Genomic DNA, 12,729 nt, shown 5'->3' on the forward strand with positions numbered 1-12,729 from the left:
GCCCTGGAGACGTTACAGTAAAACTGGACACAGTCTAGTCCAATCACAGGCTGATCAATCGCGCACTGACTATCCGTCAACTCCCCTGGTTACCTTAGAGAAAGTTAAGCTGCAAGAATAATGAAATTATTTAATGAGTACGGCATTTCGTTTGAGTATCCTGATGACTGGGAACTGACAAAAGAAGTAAACGAAAAGAATGGAGAAATTCAAATCAGTGTCTCAGGCACTGACTCTTCGTTCTGGATGATTTCTCTGTTTCTGGTTGATATACCTGCTGAGGAACTACTGAAAAAGTCGCTGGAAGTTTTTCAGGAAGAATATGATGATCTGGATGTGTATGATGCCAAAGTCCGTTTGGCTGGCAAGGAATGTTCGGGTTACGATATCGAGTTTGTCTGCTCTGAATTAATCAACAGTGCCTTCCTGCGGGCCTTGAAAACCAGCCTGTTTACAGCATTTATCCTGTATCAGGGAACGGACCAGGATCTGCAGGACACTCTAAAAGATCTGGAAGCGATTTCTCTGAGCCTGGATATTTTTGATAATGAATTTGACGGATATCTGGATATAGTTTAAGTTTAATTCCTGCGAATGAACAATATCTCGGACAATCAATGATTGCTTACCAAAGTCGACCGGTTTTATATTTATAATAGTCAAACGAGACCGTTGCTAACTGGCGTTCAACGGCGTGACGCCGATGCAGCGTGATAGCAGTGGAAGCCGCAACCGTACCGTTACCGAAAACTGCAGGTTTATCGTTCAGGAGCATTTTGATGTCAGCGGAAATTGAATCACATCAGGTTGAGAGCATCGGTGTTGTTGCAGGGGTCGTCTGGCAATATTTAAGTGAACACGAACCGGTGACACTCAGTAAACTGTCACGTGAAATTGAAGCGCCCCGTGATCTGGTCATGCAGGCTGTCGGGTGGCTGGGCCGAGAAGGGAAAATTGAATTTCATCAGGGATCACGCAGTAAACTGATCTCATTAGTGAAAGAGTAAATAAACGAATACTCATGCTCATCTGACTGCAAAATACAGGGCACATTTTGTGGCAGAGCGGGGTGTCATTTTTCCGCCATCTGCCCTGCGGAGGTCACATCGTTGAGTGACTCAAAAATAAATGAACTGTATCAACAGGCACGTCTACTTCAGAAATCTCGTGAAATCGAAAAAGCCATCGAGATTTATCAGAGGATCATCAGTATCAAACCTGTTGAAAAGAAGGCACATGTCGCGATTGCTACCGCTTTTTTTCAGTTAAAACGGTATCCTGATGCCATCCACCATTTTGAAGAACTGACCCGCCTGGCTCCGGCAGATGCTTCCCCTTATATTAATATGGGAGCAATCTATAACCGTATGGGCGAATACAAACAGGCATTGAATGTCTTAAGAAAAGCGGTTCAGAAAAACAAGAGATCAACGGATGCATTCTACAACATGGGAATTGCTCACAAAGGGCTCAACCAGTTAAGCATGGCGGTCACCGCTTATAAACAGGCGATCGTATTTGACGATGAAATGGTCGATGCCCATTTCAATCTGGGAAATGTTTATCTGGAAATGAAAAATCATACACAAGCGCATTCCAGCTTTTCGCGGGCGCTGGAAATCTCGCCCGGTTTCAAGAAAGCTAGAAATGCCATGAATATCCTGGACGATGAATTAATGAAAGAGAAAGAGAAACTGAGTCCTTTTGGTCGCCTGGTAGATGAATCGACACTACAAAAAAAAGGCACTACCGTTTCTACTCGCGATCTCAGTGTTGAAGAACGTGAGAGTGACCGCCGAAAAATTCATCAACTGTGTGATGATGTTACTGAAATCACACACACCATCGTTGATAATTTAAAGAAAAGTGTGAATCCCGGTCTACTCAATCTGAATCGTTGTATCTCGCAGGGTGAAAAACACTACTCTGAACTGGATGAAGCTTATTCGACATTTCAGAAAAAAGTGAAATCACTGAATGACATGAGAAAGCTGTTAAAACATCGCATGCTCGAGTTGCGTTCTCATGAAGCATTAATCAATTCCAGCGACGTAGATTAAATTATACTACCGTTCAGTCAATTCGTAACTGTTACCAACCACCCTGAATGGATTTACCGTCAAGTTGCCTGCTTTGTCCACCTCACAGACAATTGCTCCATGCTGTTGCGTGGAATAAATCTGTGTGCTTTCCGGAAAAGTCTTTTTCAAATCAGGAATCGTCTGCTTCTTGCCTCCACTGACAATCACATGTGCAGGATTCGCCCATTCGCTCAGATCACGCGTATTTGCAGTTCGACTGCCGTGGTGAGGTGACAGCAGCACATCCACTTTGTCAGTTATTGGTTCACTTAACAGTTTTTTGAGTCCCGCTCCTTCTAAATCTCCCGTGAGAAGAATCTGACGCCCTCCATAACTGATGCGCAAAGTCAGGCTGGATGGATTGTCGTCCTCATATCGATCTCCAGAGTCGGGATGCAGAACCTCGATGGTCGTTTTTTCTCCCAAGGTAAAGTGGTCGCCTTTTCCGATAAGTTGTATGGGCACTTGAAACTCCAATGCTGTATCACACAATTCGATTGTACCCCGCTGCGACCGCATCAGAAACGATTGCGGAAAGGCAAGCTCACGCACATATCCATTTGTAACCAGTTCTGCTGCCGAATTAAAATGATCGCGATCGGCGTGTGAAATCAGTAGATAATCAACCCTGCGAATCCCACGTGATAGTAATGTGTTCTTAATTTTCGAGTAGGTTTGTTCCACAGGCGACATTGACCCCGCGTCGTAGAGAATCGTCTCTCCACCGGGAGCTTCAATCAAAATAGAGACTCCATGATTGACGGCAATAAAGGTACATCGCAGGGAAGGTTCCCGTATGTTCAACAGGGGCACCAACAGGCCCGTCACGATCCAGACAGGCAGTAGCAACAGCCTTATTTTTTTGACAGAGATGCTGGAGAACCAATGATGCTTCCAGAAAACCGTTAAAACGGATAATAGCAGCAGGGTATAATACATCAGTATCCACCAGAGGGCGGGAGCCGGTAACTCGAAATGGGACCAAGGCAAATTTGATGTCCACTCTACTATCCAAAGCAGCAACTGCAGACTCTGGTCAAAACAATAGCCCAAAAACCCAGCGGTAAACGGAAGCAACGAACCGACAAACATCAACAGATACCCCAACAGGAGTATCAGAAACAGAAAGGGGAAGATCAGAGTATTCACGACAAGCCCGACTGGAGCCAGCAGGTGAAAGTGATAGAGAACCAGAGGAGCTGTTGTGATCCAGATGAAGAATGTAACCAGAAAAATACTGTAAAGCATCCGAAAATACTGAAGACCAAACCGTTGTAAAGGTGTCTGTAAAAGCGGATCGCCGGCTTTCAGACGCCAGCGTAACGGAAGCCAGGTCTGCTGATACAGGTTTTTATAAAAGTCCTGGTTTACTGTCCAGAGAATAGACGCCACGGCTAGAAACGATAGCTGGGTTCCTACATCAAACAGGTCTGTTGGATTAATCAGTAGAATAATCAGCGCCGACAGACAAACCAGATTCAAGGTGGTAATCGTGCGCCAACTGACCAGCCCCAGCGTAACAAGCACACAAAATGAAGCAGCTCTTAAGATCGGCGGACGGATCTCGATGATCGACAGGTAAAACAGAATCGCCAGAATCAAAAAAGTCACTGTTACTGTGCGCGGCAGATTCAAGATATGGCAGCTACTCCAGACGATGATGCTGAAAAAACCTATATGTAACCCGGAGATCGCTAAAAAATGGATCAATCCGGACTTGCTGAATTCCTGACGCACTTTGGGGCTCAATTCCGCACGTTCACCCAGCAGGAGTGCCAGAGCGACTGGCTGAGAAGTCTCTGACGTATGCGCAACGATGCGTGTTTTGAACCAGTCATGAACTGACGCCCGAAGCCGGTTCCAGGAATAGTCGTTCGATTTCTGGATCAGTGCTATCGCTTCAGGGATTTTGACAGAGAGAATGGCATCAATTTTCTGTTTGCGAAAATAGATCGAAAAATCATAATCTTCAGGGTTATCGGGTTTCGCGCAATGCCTCAGCTCACCACAAATATTAATCAAATCCCCAGCTGCGAGCTGGCTTACGAGCCCCGGTTCGGATGGTTTTCGATTTTCTGTAATGAAAACACGTACTTTACCCGAAATGGGAATCTTGGAATCTTTGACCAGAAGATTCCGACAGGCAAGCGTAAACTGAATCCTTCGTTGAGGCTGTTCCGGATTCAACAATTCGTCTTCTTTTAAATCGCGAATATCTGGTTTGGAAGAAATATTACCGACCAGTCTGACAATACATTTGGGAACCTGCTGCTGACTCGCAGAAGGGAGCAGGCGAGTGACGTGCTCCGGAGAGCGAGAATGCCAGAATTCGTGATACCGCAAGGCTCCCAGTGAGACGACCACGACCAGTAACATGAGAGTGGCAAGTTTTCTCCAGTGGGCCCAATACGTCAGTAGCCAGCAGACTAAGGCAGTTCCAGCAAACAGGATCCAGACAGAAAGATCCAGGTTCAACCAGGCATCCAACAGGATCCCCGCAGCAAAGCAAATAAGCACACTCAAGGCAGGAGACCGCTGAGGATGATGCAGAATATGATCTCCTGGATTCGCTCTCTTTTCAATCTGTTTAGGGGATTCGTTCATCAAAACAGGAACCCCATCGAATTCAGGGGACTACGGGCAGATTTAAATCAACCTGATTGTGCATCGTATAAAAACGAAATCGATTCCCATCTGGAATCAATAAACCGCTCGACTGATTGACTTCGGGTCTGGTCAACGGGTTTCCTGAATATTTAACCCAGTCAATCATATTTTGGGAAGCAGCAATATTTGTGGTCCATAATGATGGTTTTTGGACGGCTGCAGTGCCGTGAAATACCATGTAATAAGTTCCCTGGTATTTGATCAGCTGATTCATGGCAATCATTTTTTGATCATAAGATTCAGGGCCGGGCAGCATAACTGGCTGGTCGTTGTTTATATTCGTCCAGACTTTCATATCCGGTGAAGTCGCCAGCCAGATCCCTGCATCCCGTCTTTCATAAAACAGATACCAGGTTCCTTTTTCATACCAGACGACAGGCGTTCCATAGGGGCCGGCGGCAATGGGTTTCCCGTCCGACATGCGAACATCCAGTGCACCAACGCGGGTCCAGTTTACCGCATCAGTGGAAGTCAGATGCTGGGCGATATCATTCTTGCCTTCGGCAAACATGTGATAGGTATTTCCCTGTTTGATTACCATCATGTCTTCTACCCAATGCTGCTGGTAGATGGGATTACAGGGGGATCGCGTCCAGTGAATCCCATCACAGGACCAGGCATATCCCAGTTTTTTTATTCCTTGGCGGGTTCCATCATAGCCGGTAAACCACAGGTGATAGAAATCTTCTTCTTTCAGAATCCAGCCACGCTCTCGGATTTTCACATCCCAGTGACCGGGCCCCTGTGCCTCAAAGATCGGGTTGGATGTATAGGGACGGAATTTGGTTAATTCATCCGGGAAACGGATTTCTTCAGCAACAAGCGTCGAAGAGATCCCGTAGAGAAATATTGTCAGTACCAGTAAACGGGAAGTATTAAAACGTATGTAGAATTTCACCGTGGGTCCGTTCATTTTATAACAATCATCAGGTTTCATGTGTTTCCACTGCCATCTCATTGAAGTTTCGTTATTATACGCAGATCACTTTCCGAAATTCAAAGTGTCAGAGATGAATTCTGAGTGCACCTGCGAGACAGGTCATTTTGAAATCAGAACCAAAAGGATTTACCATGCCAGAGACAACAGCTTTACTCGATATTCAGGGATTGAAAACGTACTTCCACACCAGCCGGGGAGTGGTAAAAGCGGTAGAGGATTTAAGCGTCACCCTTGAAAAAGGGAAAACCCTGGGACTGGTGGGTGAATCGGGGTCCGGCAAATCCGTGACCTCGCTTTCTATTATGAAACTGCTGCCCGATGCCGCTGCAAAAATCGATGCTGGCTCAATCTCATTCCTTGGCAAAGATCTCGTGAAGTTGTCTGACCCGGAAATGCGCAATATCCGCGGTCGTGAAATCAGCATGATCTTTCAGGAACCAGGAACCTCCCTGAATCCGGTATTTCGCGTCGGGAAGCAGGTGATGGAGGCAATTATGCTGCATCAGAAAGTGACGACTGAGGAAGCGAAAAAGCGAACGATCGACCTGTTTCACGAGGTGGGCATTCTTGATCCGGAAAGACGATTCTCAAGTTATCCCCACGAAATGTCAGGAGGTCAGAAACAACGCGTGATGATTGCAATGGCATTGAGTTGTAACCCCGAATTATTAATTGCGGACGAACCAACGACGGCACTGGATGTGACCATTCAGGCACAGATCCTGAACCTGATCCGCAAACTACGTGATGAGCGGGGCATGTCTGTACTGTTTATTACTCATGATTTAGGTGTCATTGCAGAGATTGCCGACGACGTGGCCGTCATGTTCCGTGGTAAACTGGTGGAATATAAACCGGTCGTCGAGATCTTTGAGAATCCGGAGCACCCCTATACGAAAGGTCTGTTAGCTTGTCGGCCTTCGCTGGATTCCACGTTTAAACGATTACCAACCGTCTCTGATTTTATGGACTTTGAAGAAACGGAGCCTGGAGAGTATCTGATCCAGGAAAAGGAATTTAATGAAGCAAAATTCAAGGACAGCACAGCGCACGGTCGACCACGGATCCTGCATCCGCGATCGGAACTGGAATCATTGGGTTACCGCTGGGACGATGTCAAAAATCTTCCGGAATCTCGATTTATCGAAGCAGGGGAGAGACCGATCCTCAGGCTGGATGAGCTTCAGGTCTACTACCCGATCAAGAGTGGAATTATCAAAAGAACTGTAGACCATGTGAAAGCCGTCGATGGTATCTCTTTGAATATTTACCGCGGACAGACGATCGGACTGGTGGGTGAATCCGGGTGCGGAAAAACAACAACCGGTAAGGCGATTGTCGGGCTGGCTCCCGTAACGGGGGGGAGAATCCTGCTGGAAGGAAACGATCTTGCACATATGACACGCTCCGAAAGAAAACCATTTCGGCGAAAAGTGCAGATCATTTTCCAGGATCCCTACAGTTCTTTGAATCCGCGCATGATGGTCTCGACGATCATTACCGAATCGATGATTGCGCATCGGCTGGGAAAATCGAAGTCAGACCGGCGCGATCGAGCAGCCTCTTTACTGGAAGAAGTTGGTCTGCCCGTTGACTATCTGGATCGTTATCCGCATGAATTTTCCGGGGGACAACGTCAAAGGATTTCGATTGCCCGTGCGTTGGCTGTCGAACCAGAATTTATTATCTGTGATGAATCGGTTTCTGCACTCGACGTTTCCGTGCAGGCACAAGTATTGAACCTGCTCAAAGATCTGCAGGAACAACACAACCTGACTTACATTTTTATCAGTCATGATTTGAGTGTTGTGAAATTCATGTCCGATATGATGGCGGTGATGAATGCCGGAAAACTGGTGGAACTCGGTCCGTCCGAAGCCATCTACCAGAACCCGCAACAAGATTACACTCGCAAATTAATTGAATCTGTCCCTGTTGATGATTTGTCACAAATCAAGGCTCGAGTTGCACATAGGAAAGAACAGACAACAATGCACAAATAAGAAAAAATATGTAGATTTGTCTATATGAATGGAGGTCTCCTATTTCTGCTTTCCGTACAGTAGACCACAGGAATTGCCATTGCTAATCTTGCCCTGCAGTCTACGGAACCGGCAAAGTTTATGCTGGTGAAACATTTTAACATCCTATTTACGGAAAGATTAGGAAAGTGGTAATGACTATAAAATCATCATGGAAAGTCGTTTTAACAGGTCTGTTTTGTCTGCTGTTGATCCAGCCTGTTTTTTCAGAAGAAGAAAAGAAGGAAGGTGAGCACGACTGGTTAGTGAAACACCCAACCATTCAGAAGCTGCTGAAACTGCATAACGCAGAACGCGCACGCAATGGAATGCCAGCCTTGACATTAAACACGAAGATGTGTCTAGAGGCTCAGGAGCATGCCAACTGGATGGCTCAGACTGGCTACTACCAGCACAGCAATTTGCCCTGGCCGGAAATTATTTTTCAAGGCCCCACTTCAGCCGCCGCAGCAGTAAATGGCTGGATAGCATCCCCTGCTCATCACTCTATCATGTTGACTGGTAGTCAGGCGGGATTTGGATACATGGTTTTGAATGGCAACTATTACTGGGTCGGTGTATTTAAATAAGCACACTTGAAAATGAGCCGATTCAAGAGCAGTCGGCACAGATTTAAAAAAACAAGGCTGATTTTGGTTGACGGTAAGTCTAAATGTAACTTACCTTTAAACCAGAATCAGCCTTGTTCTATTGGGATGAGTCTGCCACAATCTAGCTACAGCGTCTCACACTATGGTTCTGGATCAAAAACCCCATATAGACCTCCCGTGATTTTTCCGACTTTTCAATGGAGTAATTGAAGGAATATCCATGCATCAATATCCCCGCTTCAATCTATTATTCTTGTCCCTCTTTCTGATGATCACCCTGGCAGGCTGCCCTGGTCCCGCTTCTGATGAAGCAGAGGATGAAGCTGACTCAGAAACAAAAGAAGTTCTACTGGAGCCCTTCGACGCTCCCAAACTTGCTGATTTAGATGCGCAGGTGGAATGGGAAGAACAACCCGTGCTGGACAGTCTGGAACTTCTGCGGGAACGACAGAGCCAGGAAAAACCTCTGGTGAGTGTGGACGAGGCTCTCAAGCTGAAAAATACGAATCAGGAAATCAACGAAAAGATCCTGAGTGCTCTGGGACGATTACCCAAAAACGATGAAGAAGTAGACTGGGGAGCGACCATCAACCGACACGTTGGTGCCGACTTGAAAAGTACCAACCCGATTATGGGTAGCTCAGCAGTCGAATTTGAAGTCTCTTCTCTCACTGGTTTTGGCCTGTTCAGTTTTGATTGGAACTTCAAGCCATTTGCTGTTTCAGACACCGTGGTTTCCTGGCAGTCCAGTAAAGACAAACTTTACGACAAAGTGGTTCTGCGGGATGACCTGACCTGGTCAGACGGAGTTCCCATTACCGCTCATGATATCGTATTTACATTCAAGACGATCATGAACCCGGAGGTACCGGTTCCTGCGGTACGTTCAGGAACAGACCAGATTCGCTGGATTGAAGCCTACGATGACCAGACTCTGGTCTTCTTCCACAAAGAGTCTCTGCCAACGAACGTCTGGAATCTGAACTTTCCGATTATCCCCAAGCATATCTATGAAAAAGAACTCAAATCAGATCCGACATTGCAGGACAGCCCCTACCATGTGAAGTTTGAAAACGAACCTGTTACGGGTGGACCATACGAAATTGAGAAACGAGAACGTGGACAGGAAATTCTGCTGAAACGCCGTGAAAGCTGGTACATGCAGGACGGGAAGCAGGTTCGCACACGTCCGTACTTTGAACGGGTTCGTCTACGAATTATTGAAGATCCCAATACCGCATTACTTGCCTTGAAGAATGGTAAAATTGATGAGATGGCGCTCAATCCCGAATTGTGGAAAACACAGACAGAGGATGATGATTTTTACAAAACCTGTACCAAAGCAAACGGTCTGGAATGGGTCTACTTCTATTTTGGCTGGAACTGTGAGACATTGTTCTTCAAGGACAAAGAGGTGAGGCAGGCCATGTCTTACGCCTTCAATCATAAAGAAATGCTGGATGAACTGTGTTATGGGCTCTATCAGCCTTGTACCGGCATTTATCATGAAACGGCCTGGATGGCTCCTGATCCCATGAGTAAACCATATAACCAGAATCTGGCAAAAGCAGAGAAACTGCTGGATGAAGCCGGCTGGATTGACCACGATGGTGATGGAATCCGTGACAAAGAGTTTGATGGTAAAGTCATTCCGTTCCGCTTCAGTGTCATGACATCCAGTCAGCCCTTATCGCTCTCGATCTGTACGTTACTGAAAGAGAATCTTGCCCAGATCGGGGTTATCTGTGAAGTGAAACCAACTGAATTCACCGTCATGCAGGAGAAGGCACGAAATCATCAGTTTCAGGCCATGTTCGGAGGCTGGGGAACAGGTACGGATCCGGACACTTCGATCAATCTCTGGAAGACGGAAGCGGCTCGCAATTATGTCAATTACTCCAACCCCGAGGTGGACAAGCTTTTCGAAGAAGGTCGCCGTGAATTTGACGTCGAAAAAAGAGCAAAGATCTACGGCAAAATCCATGAGCTGCTGTACGAGGACCAGCCTTATACCTGGCTCTACTTCCGTAATTCCTTCTATGGCTTCAACAAAGATCTGAGAGGCTATGTATTCAGCCCGCGCGGCCCTTATGGGTACGGTCCGGGCTTCTCCAGTCTCTGGAAACCTGTTGAAAACTAGTCTGCTACTGGCTCACCAAACTGATCTGCAGGCATTTCTATTCTCATATAGAAATGCCTGACAGGTCTCTGGAAATATGCTGTTACTCATTACGGATTGATTGCAAAGCATGTTCAGCTATCTCGTGCGAAGGCTATTCATCGGGTTAATTACCCTGTTGTTGATCACCTTCATTATTTTCGGCCTGATCAGAAACATGCCGGGATCTCCGATCTCTGTCAACATGGCGATGATCGACCCGGGAAAAGAACTGAACCCTGCTGATATCGAACGTATGCGAAAAGCTTATGGTCTGGATAAACCCTGGCCTGAAGCCTATGTACTCTGGGTGGGGAATGTCTGCCGACTGGATCTGGGACGTTCTATTTCCCGGAAGCAGCCTGTCACCAGGCTGATTCATGAACGCATTGGGCCGACGCTGATTTTATCCATTACATCCCTGTTTCTGACCTATCTGCTGGCGATTCCCTTTGGTCTGTATTCCTCAGCACGCCAGGGAAAACTGGATGAGCGTACGATGGGAACGATCCTGTATATGCTCTATTCGTTTCCCAGCTTTGTCGCCGCGTTGTTTCTACAAATCTATTTTGCCAACAAGCTGGGCTGGCTCCCCCTGTATGGCATGAAGAGCGATAACTATTCTTCGCTGAGCAGCAGTCAGCAGGTCTGGGATATTTTCCAGCATGCCCTGATGCCGGTCATCTGTTACACGTATGGCAGTCTTGCGTATTACAGCCGTTTCATCCGAGCGAACATGCACGAAGTACTGCGGCAGGATTACATCCGCACCGCTCGTGCCAAAGGCCTGGGACCGATTAACGTGCTGGTAAAGCATGCCTTTCGTAATACGTTTATCCCCCTGGTCACGTTAATTGGATTAACTCTGCCTTCGCTACTGGGCGGTTCCGTGATTATTGAGCGAATTTTCAGCTGGCCTGGCATGGGGCAGTTATACTTCGAGTCGATTCTGGAACGAGACTATCCGACTATCATGGGTTTGACATTGATGTTTTCGATCCTGACGCTGGCGGGCCAACTGCTGGCTGACATCTTTTATGCATTAGCAGACCCCCGGGTTAAGATTTCAGATCACTGAAATCACCTGGTATGGAATCCTCGTGTTTATTGCAGATCATTTTTTGAATCATTAAGTTACTATGCAAGAACAATCAGAAAACAAGACCGCAATTTCAGCAGGGCTGAAACCCGTTAAAAAGTCCCCCAGTTTCTGGGTCGAAACGTGGCAGCGTTTCAAGGGACGTAAAATGGCAATGATGGCATTGATCTATATCGGTTTCCTCTGTTTTGTCGCAATTTTTGCCCCTGCGATTGCCGGGACAAAACCGATCATCTGTAAATACAAAGGTCATATCTATTTTCCAGCGCTGGGATACTTCCGGAGACAGTGGGAGAATCCCATTTTTTACAAAGATCGCTTTCGTAACCGCTATCCGGAAAATCTGAAACAGAAAGATCCGGACAGCTGGGCGATCTGGCCTCTGGTGTATCAGGATCCTTACCGCCGCGTCTACGATGATGAGTGGAAAGGGCAGCCGGGAAATCCGACACAGGATAATGGAGCGCCCAGCCTGCGCAACTGGTTTGGCACAGATCAGAGAGGTGTCGATGTTTTTGCACAGATGGTGCACGGTACTACGATTGCGCTGCTGGTGGGTTTTGTTTCGATGGGAATTGCGGGAGTGATTGGAATTCTGATCGGCGCCTTAGCCGGCTTCTATGGCAAGTGGATCGATATGGGGCTCAGTCGAGTGATTGAAGTGGTGATGTGTATTCCCACTCTGATTTTGATTCTTGCCATCATAGCTATTATCGAATCGCCTACAATCTGGCATATGATGGCGATTATCGGGCTGACCGGCTGGACCGGGATCGCGCGACTGGCGCGGGCGGAATTTATGAGACTTCGTGAGAGTGACTTTGTGCTCGCTGCGAAGACAACAGGAGTTGGTCAATTTCGCATTATCTTCCGTTATATTCTCCCGAACTCTCTGGCTCCCGTTCTCGTGCCGATCACGTTTGGGATTGCGGCTGCGATCCTGATTGAAAGCGGACTCAGCTTTCTGGGTTTTGGCGCACCACCTCCCAATCCCAGTTGGGGGACCCTGCTGAACCTGGGACGTCAGAACCTGCAGATGTGGTGGCTGATTTTCTTCCCCGGGATGGCGATCTTCCTGGCGGTCCTGGCCTATAACCTGATCGGCGAAGGCCTGCAGGAAGCATCAGATCCGCGCCTGCGTGATGCCTGAGC

General features: G+C 47.1%; 10 protein-coding genes. 8 read left to right on the plus strand and 2 right to left on the minus strand.

The window, feature by feature from the left end; genetic code table 11:
* Positions 1 to 120: 120 nt before the first annotated feature.
* From Pan161_RS02510 to Pan161_RS02520, 3 genes are all read left to right on the plus strand, one after another.
* Positions 121 to 579: a hypothetical protein gene (locus Pan161_RS02510; protein WP_145224026.1), complete on the plus strand. Its 459-nt coding sequence runs from the start codon at positions 121 to 123 to the stop codon at positions 577 to 579.
* A 200-nt stretch (positions 580 to 779) separates the two neighbouring features.
* Positions 780 to 1,007: a winged helix-turn-helix domain-containing protein gene (locus Pan161_RS02515; RefSeq protein ID WP_145224027.1), complete on the plus strand. Its 228-nt coding sequence runs from the start codon at positions 780 to 782 to the stop codon at positions 1,005 to 1,007.
* Positions 1,008 to 1,109: 102 nt separating this feature from the next.
* Positions 1,110 to 2,060, plus strand: a complete 951-nt coding sequence (locus tag Pan161_RS02520; RefSeq protein WP_145224028.1) for a tetratricopeptide repeat protein — start codon at positions 1,110 to 1,112, stop codon at positions 2,058 to 2,060.
* A 6-nt stretch (positions 2,061 to 2,066) separates the two neighbouring features.
* Here Pan161_RS02520 and Pan161_RS02525 read toward each other — a convergent pair whose 3' ends face one another.
* Both Pan161_RS02525 and Pan161_RS02530 read right to left on the minus strand, forming a co-directional pair.
* Positions 2,067 to 4,685 (minus strand): ComEC/Rec2 family competence protein, encoded by a 2,619-nt coding sequence (locus Pan161_RS02525; protein ID WP_145224029.1) that lies wholly within the window; start codon positions 4,683 to 4,685, stop codon positions 2,067 to 2,069.
* A gap of 22 nt (positions 4,686 to 4,707) precedes the next feature.
* Positions 4,708 to 5,685, minus strand: a complete 978-nt coding sequence (locus Pan161_RS02530; RefSeq protein WP_145224030.1) for a glycoside hydrolase family protein — start codon at positions 5,683 to 5,685, stop codon at positions 4,708 to 4,710.
* Positions 5,686 to 5,819: 134 nt separating this feature from the next.
* On the opposite strand from Pan161_RS02530, the gene Pan161_RS02535 reads away from it, so the two are divergent.
* From Pan161_RS02535 to Pan161_RS02555, 5 genes are all read left to right on the plus strand, one after another.
* Positions 5,820 to 7,691: an ABC transporter ATP-binding protein gene (locus tag Pan161_RS02535; protein WP_145224031.1), complete on the plus strand. Its 1,872-nt coding sequence runs from the start codon at positions 5,820 to 5,822 to the stop codon at positions 7,689 to 7,691.
* Between the two features lie 173 nt (positions 7,692 to 7,864).
* Complete coding sequence (locus tag Pan161_RS02540) at positions 7,865 to 8,299, plus strand: CAP domain-containing protein (RefSeq protein WP_145224032.1); 435 nt, start codon at positions 7,865 to 7,867, stop codon at positions 8,297 to 8,299.
* A gap of 241 nt (positions 8,300 to 8,540) precedes the next feature.
* Entirely contained in the window at positions 8,541 to 10,460 is a 1,920-nt protein-coding gene (locus Pan161_RS02545) for a peptide-binding protein (protein ID WP_145224033.1), read from the plus strand.
* Between the two features lie 109 nt (positions 10,461 to 10,569).
* Positions 10,570 to 11,556: an ABC transporter permease gene (locus Pan161_RS02550; RefSeq protein WP_145224034.1), complete on the plus strand. Its 987-nt coding sequence runs from the start codon at positions 10,570 to 10,572 to the stop codon at positions 11,554 to 11,556.
* Between the two features lie 61 nt (positions 11,557 to 11,617).
* The gene (locus Pan161_RS02555) at positions 11,618 to 12,727 is read left to right on the plus strand and encodes an ABC transporter permease (RefSeq protein WP_145224035.1); all 1,110 of its coding nucleotides are present in this window, start codon (positions 11,618 to 11,620) and stop codon (positions 12,725 to 12,727) included.
* Positions 12,728 to 12,729: the final 2 nt, after the last annotated feature.

Origin of the sequence: Gimesia algae, assembly GCF_007746795.1 — a bacterium.
GTDB classification, from domain to species: domain Bacteria; phylum Planctomycetota; class Planctomycetia; order Planctomycetales; family Planctomycetaceae; genus Gimesia; species Gimesia algae.

Coding starts and splice junctions, on each gene's coding strand:
- Pan161_RS02545 (WP_145224033.1), top strand. CDS start 8,541: ATGCATCAATATCCCCGCTTCAATCTATTATTCTTGTCCCTCTTTCTG.
- Pan161_RS02525 (WP_145224029.1), bottom strand. CDS start 4,685: ATGAACGAATCCCCTAAACAGATTGAAAAGAGAGCGAATCCAGGAGAT.
- Pan161_RS02515 (WP_145224027.1), top strand. CDS start 780: ATGTCAGCGGAAATTGAATCACATCAGGTTGAGAGCATCGGTGTTGTT.
- Pan161_RS02530 (WP_145224030.1), bottom strand. CDS start 5,685: ATGAAACCTGATGATTGTTATAAAATGAACGGACCCACGGTGAAATTC.
- Pan161_RS02550 (WP_145224034.1), top strand. CDS start 10,570: ATGTTCAGCTATCTCGTGCGAAGGCTATTCATCGGGTTAATTACCCTG.
- Pan161_RS02555 (WP_145224035.1), top strand. CDS start 11,618: ATGCAAGAACAATCAGAAAACAAGACCGCAATTTCAGCAGGGCTGAAA.
- Pan161_RS02540 (WP_145224032.1), top strand. CDS start 7,865: ATGACTATAAAATCATCATGGAAAGTCGTTTTAACAGGTCTGTTTTGT.
- Pan161_RS02535 (WP_145224031.1), top strand. CDS start 5,820: ATGCCAGAGACAACAGCTTTACTCGATATTCAGGGATTGAAAACGTAC.
- Pan161_RS02510 (WP_145224026.1), top strand. CDS start 121: ATGAAATTATTTAATGAGTACGGCATTTCGTTTGAGTATCCTGATGAC.